This is a genomic window from Nocardioides cremeus (assembly GCF_030518195.1).
GTDB classification, from domain to species: Bacteria; Actinomycetota; Actinomycetes; order Propionibacteriales; family Nocardioidaceae; genus Nocardioides; species Nocardioides cremeus.
On record NZ_JAULSC010000008.1, the window covers coordinates 135,725 to 151,837 of the forward strand.

The 16,113-nt window shown below is 75.1% G+C and carries 17 protein-coding genes; 11 read left to right on the plus strand and 6 right to left on the minus strand.

The features are described from left to right. Positions 1-36: 36 nt before the first annotated feature. Complete coding sequence (cpaB, locus tag QWJ41_RS10520) at positions 37-783, minus strand: Flp pilus assembly protein CpaB (RefSeq protein WP_302707996.1); 747 nt, start codon at positions 781-783, stop codon at positions 37-39. 192 nt (positions 784-975) lie between these two features. Further along, positions 976-2,781 (minus strand): AMP-dependent synthetase/ligase, encoded by a 1,806-nt coding sequence (locus QWJ41_RS10525; RefSeq protein ID WP_302707997.1) that lies wholly within the window; start codon positions 2,779-2,781, stop codon positions 976-978. A 204-nt stretch (positions 2,782-2,985) separates the two neighbouring features. Here QWJ41_RS10525 and QWJ41_RS10530 point away from each other — a divergent pair, with 204 nt between their 5' ends. The 5 genes from QWJ41_RS10530 to QWJ41_RS10550 are packed head-to-tail and all read left to right on the plus strand — an operon-like array spanning position 2,986 to position 7,134. Then, positions 2,986-3,435, plus strand: coding sequence for an SRPBCC family protein (locus QWJ41_RS10530; RefSeq protein ID WP_302707999.1), 450 nt, complete (start codon positions 2,986-2,988; stop codon positions 3,433-3,435). Between the two features lie 13 nt (positions 3,436-3,448). After that, positions 3,449-4,666, plus strand: a complete 1,218-nt coding sequence (locus QWJ41_RS10535; protein WP_302708001.1) for an ArsA family ATPase — start codon at positions 3,449-3,451, stop codon at positions 4,664-4,666. Further along, positions 4,663-5,190, plus strand: coding sequence for a hypothetical protein (locus tag QWJ41_RS10540; RefSeq protein ID WP_302708003.1), 528 nt, complete (start codon positions 4,663-4,665; stop codon positions 5,188-5,190). Before QWJ41_RS10535 ends, QWJ41_RS10540 begins: the two co-directional genes overlap by 4 nt. Continuing rightward, positions 5,187-6,128, plus strand: coding sequence for an ROK family glucokinase (locus QWJ41_RS10545; RefSeq protein WP_302708004.1), 942 nt, complete (start codon positions 5,187-5,189; stop codon positions 6,126-6,128). Before QWJ41_RS10540 ends, QWJ41_RS10545 begins: the two co-directional genes overlap by 4 nt. Before the next feature lie 7 nt (positions 6,129-6,135). Continuing rightward, positions 6,136-7,134, plus strand: a complete 999-nt coding sequence (locus QWJ41_RS10550) for an ROK family protein (protein ID WP_302708005.1) — start codon at positions 6,136-6,138, stop codon at positions 7,132-7,134. Positions 7,135-7,150: 16 nt separating this feature from the next. Here QWJ41_RS10550 and QWJ41_RS10555 read toward each other — a convergent pair whose 3' ends face one another. Beyond that, the gene (locus QWJ41_RS10555; RefSeq protein WP_302708006.1) at positions 7,151-7,597 is read right to left on the minus strand and encodes a hypothetical protein; all 447 of its coding nucleotides are present in this window, start codon (positions 7,595-7,597) and stop codon (positions 7,151-7,153) included. A 23-nt stretch (positions 7,598-7,620) separates the two neighbouring features. After that, complete coding sequence (locus tag QWJ41_RS10560) at positions 7,621-8,415, minus strand: alpha/beta hydrolase (protein ID WP_302708007.1); 795 nt, start codon at positions 8,413-8,415, stop codon at positions 7,621-7,623. A gap of 83 nt (positions 8,416-8,498) precedes the next feature. Here QWJ41_RS10560 and QWJ41_RS10565 point away from each other — a divergent pair, with 83 nt between their 5' ends. The 5 genes from QWJ41_RS10565 to QWJ41_RS10585 all read left to right on the plus strand — a co-directional run bounded on the left by QWJ41_RS10565 (position 8,499) and on the right by QWJ41_RS10585 (position 12,626). Next, positions 8,499-9,230, plus strand: a complete 732-nt coding sequence (locus tag QWJ41_RS10565; protein WP_302708058.1) for a lysophospholipid acyltransferase family protein — start codon at positions 8,499-8,501, stop codon at positions 9,228-9,230. Positions 9,231-9,298: 68 nt separating this feature from the next. Beyond that, positions 9,299-10,438, plus strand: a complete 1,140-nt coding sequence (gene macS, locus QWJ41_RS10570; protein WP_302708009.1) for a MacS family sensor histidine kinase — start codon at positions 9,299-9,301, stop codon at positions 10,436-10,438. Next, positions 10,435-11,010: a flavin reductase family protein gene (locus QWJ41_RS10575; protein WP_302708011.1), complete on the plus strand. Its 576-nt coding sequence runs from the start codon at positions 10,435-10,437 to the stop codon at positions 11,008-11,010. Before macS ends, QWJ41_RS10575 begins: the two co-directional genes overlap by 4 nt. Positions 11,011-11,020: 10 nt before the next feature. Next, complete coding sequence (locus QWJ41_RS10580) at positions 11,021-11,722, plus strand: response regulator (protein WP_302708013.1); 702 nt, start codon at positions 11,021-11,023, stop codon at positions 11,720-11,722. After that, a complete protein-coding gene (locus tag QWJ41_RS10585; RefSeq protein ID WP_302708014.1) occupies positions 11,715-12,626 on the plus strand; it encodes a hypothetical protein in 912 nt (303 codons plus the stop codon). The genes QWJ41_RS10580 and QWJ41_RS10585 overlap by 8 nt, the downstream gene beginning before the upstream one ends. A 234-nt stretch (positions 12,627-12,860) precedes the next feature. Here QWJ41_RS10585 and QWJ41_RS10590 read toward each other — a convergent pair whose 3' ends face one another. Next, a complete protein-coding gene (locus QWJ41_RS10590) occupies positions 12,861-13,964 on the minus strand; it encodes an FGGY family carbohydrate kinase (protein ID WP_302708015.1) in 1,104 nt (367 codons plus the stop codon). After that, positions 13,961-14,782 carry a DUF1028 domain-containing protein gene (locus QWJ41_RS10595; protein ID WP_302708017.1) on the minus strand — a complete coding sequence of 274 codons (822 nt, stop codon included), beginning with the start codon at positions 14,780-14,782 and terminating at the stop codon, positions 13,961-13,963. The genes QWJ41_RS10590 and QWJ41_RS10595 overlap by 4 nt, the downstream gene beginning before the upstream one ends. A gap of 74 nt (positions 14,783-14,856) precedes the next feature. Between QWJ41_RS10595 and QWJ41_RS10600 the strand changes: the two genes are divergently transcribed. Further along, positions 14,857-16,101, plus strand: coding sequence for an MFS transporter (locus QWJ41_RS10600; protein ID WP_302708060.1), 1,245 nt, complete (start codon positions 14,857-14,859; stop codon positions 16,099-16,101). The last annotated feature ends 12 nt before the right edge of the window (positions 16,102-16,113 follow it).

Sequence of the window (16,113 nt, forward strand, 5' to 3'; positions counted from 1 at the left end):
GGGGGAGAGGGGAGCCGGGCGGGGGCCGGGTGCGGCTCAGCCCTGGAAGAGGTTCTGCGGGGTGGTGGCCGGGGTCAGCTTCACCTTCGAGTCCTCGGTGAGCAGCGCGAACGACAGCTCGCCCTGGCTCTGGCCCAGCAGCACCTTCTGCATCTGCGGCTGGCTGACCGAGAGCGTGATCAGGGTGCGGGGCAGGGTCTCGGCGACCTGCTCGCCGCCCTGGCCCTCGGTGGTCGTGGTGGTGGTGATCGGCGTGGTCGAGCCGACCGCGATCACGGTCACCCGGGTCAGCAGCACCCGGCTGTAAGCCTGGCCGGTGGTGGTGTCGGTGCCGTTGACGAAGATCGCGACCTCGGAGCCGGGGTTGACGAAGCCGGCCACCCGGGCGGGGTCGGTGAGGTTGATCGACATCGCCATGTCGCCCTTGTCGGGGATCTGCAGGCGGGTCTCCTCGACGGCGCTGGCACCCAGCTTCTGCGGCACCACCTGCTCGCCGGGGAAGATGTCGGTCATCGCGACGTCCTGCTCGACGCCCTCGGTGGTGGTCAGGGCGCCGGGCAGGATCTGCCCGCGGGCCACCGGCGCGAGGGCCAGCTTGCCGCCGGCGGCGGCAGCCGCGACCGTCTCGCCGCGCTCGATCTGCTGGGTCGCGACCAGCACCTCGGTGGTCTCGTAGGCGTCGCGGGCGCGGTTGTCGGCGCCCTGCACGTAGACCAGCACCAGCACGGTGCCCAGGGCTGCGACCACCGCAGCGGCGATCAGCAGTACTCGTCGACGATCCATCAGTGCTCTTCCTCCCGTGGGCGGCCGCACTGACGCGAGGTCCCCATGCTCCGCCCATCGACCCGGGCGCACACAGGTGCGCCCTCCTCCGTACCCCATGCTAGGTACGACGAGTGGACGGCGTGGTCGAAACGACTGGTCCAGACGGGTAAAGACTGAGCGGGTGTGACTAGACCCCGGGGGGCCGATCGGTCAGGCCGGGGGAGCGGCGTACAGCTCCTCGACGCGGGTGCGCTGCTCGCGCATCACGACCGAGCGCTTGAGCTTGAGGCTCGGGGTGAGCTGGCCGCCCTCCTCGGTCCACTCGTCGGGCAGCAGCACGAACTTGCGGATCGACTCGGCCTTCGAGACCGCCTTGTTGGCGTCCTCGACCGCCTTCTCGATCTCGGCGCGCAGGTCTGCGTCGTCGACGAGCGCTGCGGCGTCGGCCGGCTTGCCGTGCGCCTGCGCCCACCCGGGCAGCACCTCGCGGTCGAGGGTGACCAGCGCGGCGATGTAGGGCTGGCCGTCGCCGACGACGACGCACTGGTCGACCAGGGCGTGCGCGCGCAGGCGGTCCTCGAGCACCGCGGGGGCGACGTTCTTGCCGCCGGCGGTCACCAGGATCTCCTTCTTGCGCCCGGTGATGCGCACGAAGCCCTCGTCGTCGACCTCGCCCACGTCGCCGCTGTGGAACCAGCCGTCGGCCTCGAGGCACTCGGCGGTGGCCTGCTCGTTGCCCCAGTAGCCGGCGAAGACCTGGCCGCCGCGGAACAGCAGCTCGCCGTCGTCGGCCACGCGCACGGCGGTGCCGGGCATCGGGCGCCCCACGGTGCCGATGCGGGTCGACTCGGGGGTGTTCACGCACAGCGCGGCCGTCGTCTCGGTCAGGCCGTAGCCCTCGAGGATGCTCAGGCCGATGCCGCGGTAGAAGTGGCCCAGGCGCTCGCCCAGCGGAGCCCCGCCCGAGACGGCGAACTCGCAGCTGCCACCCAGCGCGTCGCGCAGCTTGGCGTAGACCAGCCGCGAGAAGACCGCGTGCGCCGCGCGCACCCGCAGCGGCACCCGGCCCTTGTCCTGCGCGCGCGACCAAGCGATCGCGGTCTCGGCGGCCTTGTCGAAGATGGCGCCCCGGCCCTCGGCCGCCGCCTTCTGCGAGGCGGTGTTGAAGACCTTCTCGAAGACCCGCGGCACCGCCAGGATGAAGGTGGGCCGGAAGACCTGGAGGTCGGCGAGCAGGTTCTTGATGTCGGAGCTGTGGCCCAGGCGGACCCGCTTCTTGACCGCGCCGACCTGGATGATCCGGGCGAAGACGTGGGCCAGCGGCAGGAAGAGCAGCGTCGCCGCGCCCTCGGACTCGAAGAGGGCGTCGAGCTCGTCGGTGGCCACGGTCAGCTCGAACATGAAGCTGCCGTGGGTGAGCATGCAGCCCTTGGGGCGCCCGGTGGTGCCCGAGGTGTAGATCAGCGTCGCCAGGTCGAGCGGGGTCGCGCTCGTACGCCGCTTCTCCAGCTCGGCGTCGTCGATGTCGGCGCCCAGGCTGGTCAGCACCTCGACCGCGTTGTCGGCGAAGGACCACAGGTGGTTGAGCTCGCTGAGCTCGGAGCGCACGGCAGTGACCCGGGCGACGTGCTCGGCCCCCTCGGCGACGACCGCACGCGCCCCCGAGTCGCTGAGGATCCAGCCGACCTGCTCCTGCGAGGAGGTCTCGTAGACCGGCACGGTGACCGCGCCGGCGAACCAGATGGCGTAGTCGAGCAGCGTCCACTCGTAGCGGGTCTTGGAGATCAGCGCGACCCGGTCGCCCACCTCGACGCCGGCCGCGACCAGGCCCTTGGCCACCCCGCGCACCTCCGCGAGGAACTCCGCGGCCGTGACGTCGCGCCACTCGCCACCGTCGGGGCCCGGACGGCTGAAGACCACCGCGTCGGGCGCCTGCTCGGCGTTGGCGACGACGTCGTCGGTCAGGTTGCCGGTCGCGGGGACCTCGATGGTCAGGGGCGTGGAGAACTCACGCACGTCTGTCTCCTTCATGCTCTGCTCACGGTCCGGCCCGGTCGGGCTCGCGGTCATGCCCGCACCTGCGGGCACGCCCGCCGCGGCTCGGGGCGGGACGCGCACGGCACGTTACCGCCGCTGGGGGGCGCCGGCCCATCCGGTACAGTCGCCGCGCACTCGGGGGAGAGACCCGGGTCACCACCGGGAGGGACAGGGGGCAGCCACATGGCCGAGCAGACCACCTCGTCGATCGTGATCGACGCCACAGCCGCGCAGGTCATGGACGTGATCGCCGACTTCCCGGCGTACCCCGCCTGGGCCAAGGGCGTGAAGACCGCCGAGGTCCGCTCCACCATCGACGAGGGCCCCGAGGCCGGCCGCGCCCGCGAGGTCTTCTTCTCCCTCGACGTCTCCCCGATCAAGGACGAGTACACGCTGGCCTACGAGTGGGACGGCGACCGCCAGGTCACCTGGACCCTCGTCGAGGGCAAGATGCTGCGGATGCTCGACGGCGCCTACGTGCTGCGCGAGCGCGACGGCGCCACCGAGGTGACCTACCGCCTGGCCCTCGACGTGTCGATCCCGCTGATCGGCATGCTCAAGCGCAAGGGCGAGAAGATCCTCATCGACACGGCGCTGAAGGGCTTGAAGAAGCGCGTCGAGCAGCTCGGCTGAGCGGGGCCGCTGCGTGCGCATCCTGCTGTTCACCGGCAAGGGCGGGGTCGGCAAGTCGACCGTCGCCGCGGGCACCGCGGCGCTCGCCGCGGCCGCCGGGCACCGCACGCTGGTGCTGTCCACCGACGCCGCGCACTCCCTGGCCGACGCCTTCGGCGTGAGCGCCGGGCCCGAGCCCGCCGAGCCCACCGAGGTGGCCCCCCACCTGTACGTGCAGCAGGTCGACGCCCAGCGCAAGCTGCAGCAGTCCTGGACCGAGGTGCAGCACTACCTGCTGTCGGTGCTCGACGCCGCCGGCGTCGACCCGGTCGCCGCCGAGGAGCTCACCGTGCTGCCGGGCGCCGAGGAGGTGCTGGCCCTGCTCGAGCTGCGCCAGCAGGCGCTGTCGGGGCGCTGGGACGTCGTGGTCGTCGACTGCGCCCCCACCGCCGAGACGCTGCGCCTGCTCGCGCTGCCCGAGGCGCTGGGCTGGTACATGCAACGCGTCTTCCCCGCCGAGCGGCGCATCATCAAGGCCCTCAAGCCGGTGCTGACCCGCAGCGTGGGGGTGCCGATGCCCGGCGACGGCGTCTTCGACGCGATCGAGCGGCTGCACGCCGAGCTCGACGAGGTCCGCACCCTGCTCTCGGGCCCCGAGGCCAGCGTGCGGGTGGTGCTCACCCCCGAGAAGGTCGTGCTCGCCGAGGCCCGCCGCAGCTGGACCCACCTCTCGCTCTTCGGCTACCGCGTCGACGGCGTCGTGGCCAACCGCGTCTTCCCCAGCGCCGAGGGCGACGACTGGCGCGCCGGCTGGGTGGCCTCGCAGGCGGCGGTGCTCGAGGAGGTCGACCAGTCCTTCGCCGGGCTGCCCGTGTGGCGCTCCGAGTACCGCGCCGAGGAGCCGGTCGGCGTCGAGGCGCTGCGCCGGCTCGCCGAGCAGGTGTACGCCGGTGCCGACCCGCTGGCCGTGCCCACCGGGCCGGGACCCTTCAGCGTCGAGCGCACCGCAGGTGGGGCGCTGCTGCGCCTCGCGCTGCCGCTGGTGACCCGCGCCGAGGTCGACCTGGCCCGCAACGGCGACGAGCTCGTGGTCACCGTCGGGTCCTACCGCCGGCTGCTGACCCTGCCCGCCGGGCTGGCCCGCCTGCGCGTGGCCGGGGCGCGGGTCGAGGCCGGTGGCCTGCGGGTGCGCTTCGTCGAGCCCGAGCAGCAGGCCGCCGCGGGCGGCGTACGACAGGAGGCGGCGCGGTGAGCGACGAGCAGGCCACCGGCGGCGACGCCCGTGACCGGAGCGGCGAGGACGTCGGCTCCCTCGCGGAGGAGGCCGCCAAGCTCTTCGGCGCCCTCACCGACTGGGCCCAGGACCAGGCCGGCGACCTCGGCGACCTCGGCGCGGCCGGGGCCAGGGCGGCGCAGGGCGACCTGCACGACCTCGGCTCCCACCTCACCGGGCTGGCCGGGCACGCCGCCGAGGCCGCTGCACAGGTGCAGGACCACCTGGCCGGCGCCCTCGACGACAACCTCGCCACCGGCGCGCCCGAGTGCCGCTGGTGCCCGGTCTGCCGGGGCGTGCACGCCGTGCGCCAGGTCAGCCCCGAGGTCCGCGCGCACCTCGGCGCCGCCGCCTCGTCGCTGGTGCAGGCGGCCGCGGCGCTGATGGCGACCACCCCGCCGTCGGGGCGCGGACGCGACGTCGAGACGATCGACCTCGACGACGACGAGCCCGAACCCGACCACGAGCCCGAGCCCCGCACCGACCCCGGAGACCTCCCATGAGCCTGACCTGCGGCATCGACATCGGCGGCACCAAGATCGCCGGCGGTGTCGTCGACGAGGAGGGCACCATCCTCGAGGAGCTGCGCGTGGTCTCGCCGGCCAGCTCGGAGGAGGCGATCGAGGAGGCCGTCGCCGGCCTGGTGCGCGAGCTGCGCTCGCGCCACGACGTGCGCGCCGTGGGCGTGGGGGCGGCCGGGTACGTCGACCGCTCGCGCTCGGTGGTCATGTTCGCGCCCAACATCGCCTGGCGCGACGTGGAGATGCGCGCCGACCTGGAGCGCCGCCTCGACCTGCCGGTGGTCATCGAGAACGACGCCAACGCCGCCGCCTGGGGCGAGTTCCGCTTCGGCGCCGGCCACGACGTCGAGGACCTGCTGCTGGTCACCGTCGGCACGGGCGTCGGCGGCGGCATCGTGCTCGACGGCGCGCTGCACCGCGGCGCCTTCGGCGTCGGTGCCGAGATCGGCCACATGCGCGTCGTGCCCAACGGGATCCTGTGCGGCTGCGGCAACCGGGGCTGCTTCGAGCAGTACGGCTCCGGCTCGGCGCTGGTGCGCGAGGCCCGCGCGGCCGCGGCCGGCGGCTCGCTCCTGGCCCGCGAGGTGCTCGACCTCGCCGGCGGCGACCCCGAGGCCATCACCGGCCCCCTCATCACCCAGGCCGCCCGCGCCGGAGACCCGTTCGCCGTCGAGCAGCTCGCCGACCTCGGCCGCTGGCTCGGCGAGGGCATCGCGTCGCTGACCGCCGTGCTCGACCCGGCCGCCGTGGTGATCGGCGGGGGAGTCAGCGAAGCCGGCGACCTGCTGCTCAACCCGATCCGCGCCGCGTTCGCCGCCCAGCTCACCGGTCGCGGCCACCGGCCCAGCCTCGAGGTCCGCAAGGCCCGCCTGGGCAACCGCGCCGGCCTCATCGGCGCGGCCGACCTCGCCCGCGTCTGAGCCGGTCGTGTCGCTCCTGCAGGCGGGCTCGGGCGCCCTGCGCCCCGTCGTGATCGGCGTCGACGTCGGCGGCACCAAGGTGATGGCCGCCGAGGTGGCCATCGACGGCAGCGTCTCGCGGGTCGCCCACCGGGCCACCCCCGGGCGCCGCGTCGACGTCGCGCTGCTCGAGGACGCGCTGAGCGAGGCCGTGCACGAGGTCGCCGACGGTCGCCGCGTGGCCGGCGTCGGCCTGGCCGCCGCCGGCTTCGTCGACGCCGCCGGCGAGCGGGTGGCCTTCGCGCCGCACCTGCCCTGGCGCGGCCACCAGGTCCGCGCCCGGCTCACCGACCGGTGGGGCGTGCCGGTCTTCCTCGACAACGACGCCAACTGCGTGGCCCGCGCCGAGTCGGCGCACGGCTCGGCGATGGGCGCCGCCGACGCGGTGGTGCTGACGCTGGGCACCGGCATCGGTGGCGCGGTCGTGGTCGGTGGGGTGCTGCACCGCGGCCGCAACGGCATGGCCGGCGAGTTCGGCCACACCCGGGTCGTGCCCGGGGGCCGCGACTGCGAGTGCGGCGGGCGCGGCTGCTGGGAGCAGTACTGCAGCGGCAACGCGCTGGTGCGCGCCGCCCGCGCCGGGCTCGGCCCCGACGGTCCGCTGGCGGCGGCCTGCGGCGGCGACCCGGCCGCGCTGACCGGCCCGATGGTCACCGACGCCGCCCGCGCCGGCGACCCCGCCGCGCTGGCGGCGTACGCCGAGATCGGGGAGTGGCTGGGCCTCGGGGTGGCCAACCTCGTCGCGGGCCTCGACCCCAGCGTCGTGGTCGTCGGCGGCGGGGTCTCGGCCGCGGGCGACCTGCTGCTCGAGCCGGCGCGGGAGGCGCTGGGCCGCTCGCTCGTCGGCGCCCAGCACCGGGTCGTGCCGCCGCTGCTGCGGGCGCGCTACGGCCCCGAGGCCGGGGTGGTCGGCGCCGCCGACCTGGTGCGCGAGGGCCTGGGCCGGCACGCGCGACCGCGCGGCTGAACCGGCTCTGCCGGGGTCAGACCCGGGAGCCGTCGTCCCAGGGGTCGCGCGGCTCGCGGGGCATCTGGTGCACCAGGTAGACGAAGCCGCCCACGAACCAGGCCACCATCAGCCACCCGACCCAGCGCGGCAGGTCGATGCCGGCCAGCAGCGAGACCAGCAGCACCACCGGGGCGCCGAAGACGCCCATCCAGGCGATGCCGCGGTCGGGGGCCGGCACCGGCAACGGGCCTGGCTCGGGCGGCACGAAGCGGTCCTCGTCGTCGACCGGGGGCGCGGGTGCCGGCGGGGGAGCCGGGGCCGGTTCCGGCGCGGGTTCCGGGGCGGGACCGAGCTCCGGGGCAGGGCCGGGCTCGGGGTCCGTCCTCGTCTCCGGGGCCGGCTCGGCGTCGTCGAGCTCGGCGCGCTCGCCGAAGTTCTCCACGATCGCGCGCCAGGCCTCGTCGTCCTCCTCGCGATGCACCCTTCGAGCGTAGGCGGTGGGCCTCAGCCCGAGGTCACCCGGGCGACGAAGGCCGCCGTCTCCTCCACGAGCAGCGGCAGGTCGTTGTCGAGGGTGGCCACGTGGTAGCTCTCGGGCAGCCGCAGCACCGTCACGTCGCGCGAGGAGACCCGTGAGGTGATCAACGGCTCCGACGACTCGTCGACGACGTGGTCGACCGCCGAGCGGGCGTAGAGCACGGGCGCGGTGACCTGCGGCAGGTCGGCGACCAGCACCGGCCAGGCCCGCATCATCGAGTGCACCGCCTTCAGGGGCGCCCGCGGGTAGCCGTGCTCGGTGACGCCGGGCTTCTTGATGTCGTCGGTGATGCCGGGGAAGGACTTCACCACGTGCTTGAGCACCGGCAGCAGCTTGACGTCGAGACGCTTGGTGGCCACGGCCGGGTTGACCACCACGACGCCGGCGACCTGGCTCGACGACTCCACGTCGGCGGCCAGGCGCAGCACCAGCGCGCCGCCCATCGACAGCCCGGCGAGCGCCACGACGTCGCAGCGCTCCAGCAGCCGGCGGTGCGCCGCGCGGACCTCGGCGTACCAGTCCTCCCAGCGGTAGCCGTTGAGGTCCTGCCAGGTCGTGCCGTGCCCGGGCAGGCGCGGCACCTCGACGGCGTACCCGCGCTCGGCCAGCTCCTGCGCCCACGGCTTCACCGACGCCGGCTGCCCGGTGAAGCCGTGGCAGACCAGCACCCCCACGCGTCGGCCGCCGGTCAGCGACGGGTCGGGGTCGGTGGCGAGCGGGGTGGCCAGCGGGTGCACGGGCGGGGCCGACGCAGGAGTCATGCGCGAGATCATGCCCTAGGCTGGTGCGCGCCGCAGGAGTCCCCAGCGGCAGTCGTCGTACGTGGTCGGGGAGGGTCGTCTCGGTGTTCTACTGGTTCCTCAAGTGGGTGGCCATCGGGCCTCTGCTGCGCGTGGTCTTCCGTCCCCAGGTCGAGGGCGCCGAGCACGTGCCCGAGGAGGGACCGGCGATCCTGGCCAGCAACCACCTCTCGTACGCCGACTGGCTCTTCATGCCGCTCACGCTCTCGCGCCGCGTCACCTTCGTGGCCAAGGCGGAGTACTTCACCGGCACCGGCCTGAAGGGCTGGCTGCAGAAGACGTTCTTCTCCGGCTCCGGCCAGGTGCCGATCGACCGCTCCGGCGCCGACGCCGCGGCCGGCGCGCTGCTCTCGGCCAAGCGGGTGCTGGGCGAGGGCGGCCTCTTCGGCATCTACCCCGAGGGCACCCGCTCCCACGACGGCAAGCTCTACCGCGGCAAGACCGGCGTGGCGCGCCTCGCGCTCGAGACGGGCGTGCCGGTGGTCCCGGTGGCCGTCGTGGGCACCGACGTGGTGGCCCCGCCGGGCAAGAAGTTCGGCGCCTTCACCCGGCCCGTGGTGCGCTTCGGCAAGCCCCTGGACTTCTCGCGCTACGAGGGCCTCGAGAACGACCGCTACATCCTGCGCTCGATCACCGACGAGATCATGTACGAGATCATGCGGCTCTCGGGCCAGGAGTACGTCGACATGTACGCCGCCCGCGCCAAGGAGGAGTCGAAGAAGGCCGACGCCGCCGCCGCGGCGCAGGCCGCCGGCGAGCAGAAGAAGGCGTCCTGACCCGGCTGAGCCTGGCACTGCCCGGCCGCACCCGGCCCGGCACGGCCGACCCCGACCACCCGGCGGCCGTGGCCGTCGAGGACCGGCTCTTCCAGGCCCTGGCCTGGCTGCGCTGGGTCGTGCTGGCCAACACGGTGGCGCTCAACGTCTACCGCTACGACAACTTCGACCGCCCCGTGCTCGGCCTGGGCGTGGTCGCGGCGCTCGTGGTCTGGACCGTGCTGGCCTGGCACCTCTACGCCGACCACGCCCGGCGCGGCTGGGCACTGTTGGGCACCGACCTGGGCATCGCCGTCGTGGCGCTGGTCAGCAGCCCGCTGGTCAAGGGTCCCGACTTCAACGCCTCGGTGCCCGGCTTCTGGGTGATGACGGCGCTGCTGGCCTGGGCGGTGCACCTGCGCTGGCAGGGCGGGCTGGTCGCCGGGCTGGTGCTGGCCGGCACCGACCTGGCCGTGCGCCAGGACGTCAGCCAGTCGGTCTACGGCAACATCTTCCTGCTGCTCATCGGCGGCCCCGTGGTCGGCTACATGGCCGGGTCGCTGCAGCAGATGGCCGTCGAGCGCGACCGCGCCGAGCGGGCCGCCGCCACCGCGGCCGAGCGCACCCGGCTGGCCCGCGCGGTGCACGACGGCGTGCTGCAGGTCCTGGCGCTGGTGCAGCGCCGCGGGCACGAGCTGGGCGGGCAGGGCGAGGAGCTGGCGCGGCTGGCCGGTGAGCAGGAGGACGTGCTGCGCGGGCTGATCCGGAGCCAGGACGCGGCCGGGGCGACCGGCGGTGCTGGGGGTCCCGGGGGTCCTGGAGGCCCGGTGCTGCTCGACCTGGCCTCCGAGCTGGCCGCGCTCGGACGTCGTCCCGGGGTCGAGGTGGCGGTGCCGGCCGAGCCGGTGCTCCTCGACGCGCACACGACCGGTGAGCTCGTCGCCGCGGTCGGTGCGTGCCTCGACAACGTGGCGCGGCACGTGCCGGTCGGCGACGACGGCGCGCCCCCGCGCTCGTGGGTGCTGCTCGAGGCGCTGCCCGACCGGGTCGAGGTGTCGGTGCGCGACGAGGGGCCCGGCATACCCGAGGGGCGCCTCGACGAGGCCGTCGGCGAGGGGCGGCTCGGCGTCAGCGGCTCGGTGCGCGGTCGCCTCGACGACCTCGGCGGCACCGCGACCCTGAGCACCGGCGGCTTCGGCACCGAGTGGGAGCTGGTGGTGCCGCGATGACCATCCACGACTCGCACCCCTTCGCCGACCCCGATCCCGACCCCGTACGCCGCCTCCGCGGCCGGCTCGGCGGCGCCGTCAGCCTGTGGGCCGCGGGCGAGGGCGCGCTGCGCGACGGGCTGACCGTGACCTCGCAGATGCTCGCGCACGGCGAGGAGCCCAGCCTGCTCGCGCTGCTCGACCCCGACGCCGACCTCACCGACACCCTGCTCGACACCGGGCGCGCGGTGGTCTCGCTGCTGGCCTGGGAGCACCGCTACCTGGCCGACGCCTTCGCCGGCACCGCCCCGGCGCCTGGCGGGCCGTTCCGGCTGGCCGACTTCGAGCAGACCGAGTGGGGGCCGCGGCTGCTCTCGGCGCCGACCTGGGCCGGCGTCGAGCTGGTGGGCCGGCGCGAGGTCGGCTGGTCGCTCGAGGTCACCTGCCGCCTCGCGCACGTGGAGGTCGGCGACGACGACGGGCCCGGCGGGGCGCTGGGTCACCGACGGGGGCGCTACCTGCGGCTCGGCGCCGGGCCTGGCCAGGGATCTGGCCAGGGATCCGCCCAGGGGTCGGCCCAGGGATCCGAATAGGGTCGGCGCCATGACCGAGGTCACACCGTCCGACGCTGAGCCCACCGGGTCCACCACCGCCCTGCGCGTGATGGTCGTCGACGACCACCCGATGTGGCGCGACGCGGTCGAGCGTGACCTCGCCGCCGCCGGCCACGACGTGGTCGCGGTGGCGGCCACCGGCGACGAGGCACTGGCGCGGTTCCCGGCCGCCCGACCCGAGGTGGTGGTCCTCGACCTGCAGATCCCCGGGCCCTCGGGCGTCGAGGTCGCCGCCGAGGTGCTGCGCGTCGACCCCTCGGCCCGGGTGCTGATCCTCTCCGCCTCGGGCGAGCAGGCCGACGTGCTGGCCGCGGTGAAGGCCGGCGCCACCGGCTACCTGGTCAAGTCGGCCTCACGGACCGAGCTGCTGGCCGCGGTCGCCGCCGTCGCCGCCGGCGACCCCGTCTTCACCCCCGGCCTGGCCGGGCTGGTGCTGGGGGAGTACCGCCGCCTCTCCGACACCCCCGCCGACGACCCGGGCGACGGGCACCCCGAGCTGACCGAGCGCGAGACCGAGGTGCTGCGGATGGTCGCGAAGGGTTGGTCCTACAAGCAGATCGCCGAGCGGCTGGTGCTCTCGCACCGCACTGTGCAGAACCACGTGCAGAACACGCTGCGCAAGCTGCAGATGCACAACCGCGTCGAGCTCACCCGGTGGGCGATCGAGCGCGGCCTCGACGACGATGAGTGACGAGACCGGCGACGAGCCGGGGCTGCTCGACCTCGCCGAGCAGCTCTACTCGCTGCCGCTGGGCGAGTTCACCGCCGCCCGCGACGCGCTGGTCAAGCAGCACCGCGGCACCGACCTGGCCCGCGACCTCAAGGCCCTGCGCAAGCCCACCACCGCGGCGTGGGTCGTCGACCTGCTGGTGCGCCACGAGACCGAGCAGGTCGAGCAGGTGCTCTCGGTGGGCGCCGCGCTGCGCGAGGCCCAGGAGTCGATGTCGGCCGACGAGCTGCGCAGCCTGACCCGGCAGCGCCGCCAGCTGACCGCGGCGGTCACCACCACCGCGCGGGGCCTGGCGCGCGAGCACGGGCTGCGGGTCACCGAGGCCGTGGCCGAGCAGGTGCAGGCCACCCTCACCGCCGCGATGGTCGACGCCGAGTGCGCCCGGGCCGTGCGCAGCGGCCTGCTGGTGGCCCCGCTGGAGACCACGGGCATGGACGACGTCGACGTCGCCGGGGCGCTCGCGCTGCCGCAGGCGCTCGGCTTCGAGGCCCCGGCCGCCGCCCCGCCCGAGGCGCCCCCGCGACCCGAGCTGCGCGTCGTACCGGACCCGGAGGCGGAGGCGAAGGCCCGCGCCGCCGCCCAGGACGAGCTCGACGCCGCCGACGAGGAGCTGGCCGCGGCGCGGGAGGCTCGCGAGGAGGCCGGGCAGCGGGTGGAGGAGCTGGAGGCGCGCAGCCTGCAGGTGCAGTCGGAGATCGACGAGCTGCGCCGGCGCCTCGCGGAGCTCGAGGAGGCCAGCGACGAGGTCGACGACGAGCTCGGCGGGGCGGAGGAGGAGCGGGACGAGGCCCAGGCCGCCCTCGAGGACGCCCAGGCCGAGCGCGACCGCGCCGCGGCCGCCCTCACCGCCCTCGACCCCCGCTGACCCGGCCCGAACTTCCCGCCCACCCGGCCCGAACTTCCCGCCCACCCGGCCTGAACTTCCCGCCGACCCGGCCTGAACTTCCCGCCCACCCGGCCCGAACCCGCATCGGTACGCATCGCATGGACCCACCCGGTGTTGGGTGCGGCTAAAGGTGAGATCCGGGCCGGCTCAGCGCGAAGTTCGGGCCGGGTCAGCGGGGGATTCGGGACGGGTCAGCGCGAAGTTCAGGCCGGGTCAGGGGGTGCGGGCGAGGAGGGCGGCGCCGCGCAGGGCGGCGGCGTCGGGCGAACCGGCGCGGTGCACGTCGAGACCCAGCCGGTGGCCCAGGTCCTGGCAGAGCCGTTCGTCGGCGTCGTGCTCGACGCGCAGCGAGACGAGGTCGGGGGCCGCGTCGCGCAGGCCGGACCATGACTCCGACGAGCGGTCGGCGCCGGTCGTGACCTCCAGGGCGAAGGTGTCGGTGCCGTCGGGGGAGCGCCACACCGCGGTGGTGAGCGCTCCCGCGGAGCGCACCAGCCGGCGGCCGGTGGTGACCAGGAGGCTCGAGGCGGTGTCGTCCCACGAGGCGTCACCGGCGCCGAGGCCGGCCAGGCCGAGGTGCGTCGCGGACCGGTCGGCGACGAGGCCGGCGACCGGCAGCGCCAGGCCGAGGAACACGCGCGGGTCGGTGCGGGCGACCTCGCCCCCGCTCGGGACGACCTCCGGCAGCGCGTCGAGCGGCACGCCGAAGACGCCGCACAGCTCGGCGGACCAGTCGCCGGAGCCCAGGTCGTGCAGCAGCGTGCGCGAGGCGTTGGAGACGTCGGTGACGTGCTCGAGCCCGCGGGTCATCCGCGCCACCAGGTAGGAGTCGAGCGTGCCGACGGCGTACCGGCCCTCCTCGACCAGCGCCCAGGTGCGTGGCTCGTGCTCGGCCAGCCAGGCCAGGGTGGGGCCGGGGGCGCCGGGGGAGAGGCCCCGGCTGGTCAGCTCGGCGACGCGGGCCTCGTGACCTGCGGCACGCAGCCGCTCGCACACCTCACCCGTACGCCGGTCCTGCCCGGCGACCGCCCGCCGCGGCGAGCCCAGCGTCTCGCGGTCCCACAGCAGCACCGTGTCGCGCTGGTTGGTGATCGCGACCGAGGCCAGCTCGCCGGCCTGGACCCGGTCGAGCACCTCGCGGACCGCGCCCAGCACGGCCTGCCAGATCTCCTCGGGGGCGTGCTCGACCTGCCCCGGGGCGGGTCGGTGCTGCGCCAGCTCGCGGTGGCCCCGCGCCCGGACGGCGCCGGTGGCGTCGACGGCGGCCGCCGTGACGCCGGTGGTGGCGGCGTGGACCGCCAGCACGCAGGTCGTCACGCGGCGCCGCCGCGCACCACCGCCAGGATGCGCCGGTCGATCCAGGACAGGTCGGGGGCGACCCGCATCTCGTAGTTCTCGGTGCCGACCCAGGCGTGGAAGTCGCGGTGGCCGGCGTCGGCGGCGAACCGCTCGAGCTCGGCCTCGAGGTCGGGGGTGACCGGCACCTTCTCCTCGTCGGTGGAGGCGGTCAGGTAGAGCTCGTTGAGCTCGAGCAGCCGGGCGAGCTCGACCACGGGGTCGGTGTGGTCGTCGACGCGCAGGTCGACCTCGATGTCGTCGAGCCCGCCGTAGCCGGCCTCGTCGCGCACCACCAGCAGGGCCGCCGACTGGCGTCCGCGGCGGTCGCCCCCGGCGCGGTCGCCGGCGTGCAGGGCCGCGAGCAGCCGGGTGCCGAGCGGGGCGTCGGGGTCGCTGCCGAGGAAGGCCTGCTCCATCGCCTCGAGCACCTGCTCGCCGGCCAGCACGTTGCCCTGCAGCGCGTAGCCCTCGCCGCTGCGCCCGCCCGCCCAGTCGAGGCAGGCCGGGCCGGTGAAGGTGGCTGCGCCGCCGTCGACGTCGACGATGCCGACCTGGCGGTGGTCGCGACCCTCGTCCTCCTCGAGCAGCCGGTCGAGGGCGACGGGGGCGGTGGCGCCCTCGTCGAGGTGCGCGAGGGCCAGTCCCTTGAACGCCACGTTGGCGTCGGCCTGGGTGGCGATGGCGCCCACCTGCGCCACGGCGGCCGGGACGGCGCTGCCGACGGCCAGGAACTTCGAGGCCACCGCCACCCCCCAGGACTCACCGTCGGCGGAGCGGGCCACGATCGAGAAGGTCATGCCGGGACTCTAGCGATCCGGGGACAGGTCGACGGTGGCCGGACCGGGCTGTGAGGATGCCTCGCGTGCCACACATGACCACCTGGGCCGAGCGCCTGGGCTGGCCCTCTCTCGGGGACCACCGCCGCTTCGTGACAGCCATCGGGATCGACGCGGTCGGCAGCGGGGTCTTCATGCCGGTCTCGCTCCTCTACTTCCTGGCCACCACGCCGCTCGACCTCGTCGAGGTCGGGGCCGCCCTGTCGCTGGCGGCCCTCGTCGCGCTGCCCGTCGGGCCGCTGCTGGGCGGGGTGGTCGACCGGTTCGGTGCCAAGAGCGTGCTGCTGGCCGGCAACGCCCTGCAGGGCCTGGGCTTCCTGGCCTACCTGCTCACCGAGTCCTTCGCCGCGGTCGTCGTCTGGACGGTCGTGGTGACGCTGGGCCGCACCGCCTTCTGGGGCTCCTACGGCACCATCGTGGCGGCGATCTCGCGGCCGGGGGAGCGGGAGCGGTGGTTCGGCTTCCTGGGGGCGCTGCGCAACGTGGGCTTCGCCCTCGGAGGCCTGGCGGCGGGGCTCGCCATCACCGTCGGCACCCCGAGGGCGTACGCCGCGATCGTCGTGGTCAACGCCGCGTCGTACGCCGTGGCCTTCGCGCTGCTGCTCTCGGTGCCGGCGACGGCCTCGAGCGGGCACCGCCCCGAGCCCGGCTCGTGGGGCACCGTGCTGCGCGACCGGCCCTACCGGCTGCTGCTGGTCGGCCAGCTGGCCTACGCCCTGTCGATGATGGTGCTCAACGTCGCGCTGCCCGTCTACGCGACGACGGTGCTGGGGCTGCCGGGCTGGGTCACCGGCACCGTCTTCACCCTCAACACCGTGCTGGTCGGCCTGGGGCAGGGCCTGGTGGTGCGGTCGATGACCGGCGCCCGACGGTGGCGGGTGCTGCTGCTGGCGCACTGCACCTTCGCCGCGTCGTACGCCGCGATGCTGCTGGCCGGCGCGCTGCCGGTGGGTCTGGCGGTGGTCGCGCTGCTGCTGGGCTCGGTGGTCTTCACCGGCGGCGAGCTGCTCGGCGGCCCGGTGCACGCCGCCCTGTCGGCGGAGGCCGCCCCGGAGCACCTGCGCGGTCGCTACCTCTCGTTGGTGCAGCTGACCTGGAACGTGGCCGGCACCGTCGCGCCGGTCGGCTTCGCCTGGCTGCTCGACCGGGGCGCCTGGCCGATCTGGACCGTCCTCGCGGGGGTCGCCCTGGTGGGTGCCCTGGTGGCGCTGCGGCTGGGCCGGGTGCTGCCGCTGGCGGCGGCCCGGGTGACCAACCGCAGCGAGGTGATGGCCGCCTGAGCCCGGCGCGAC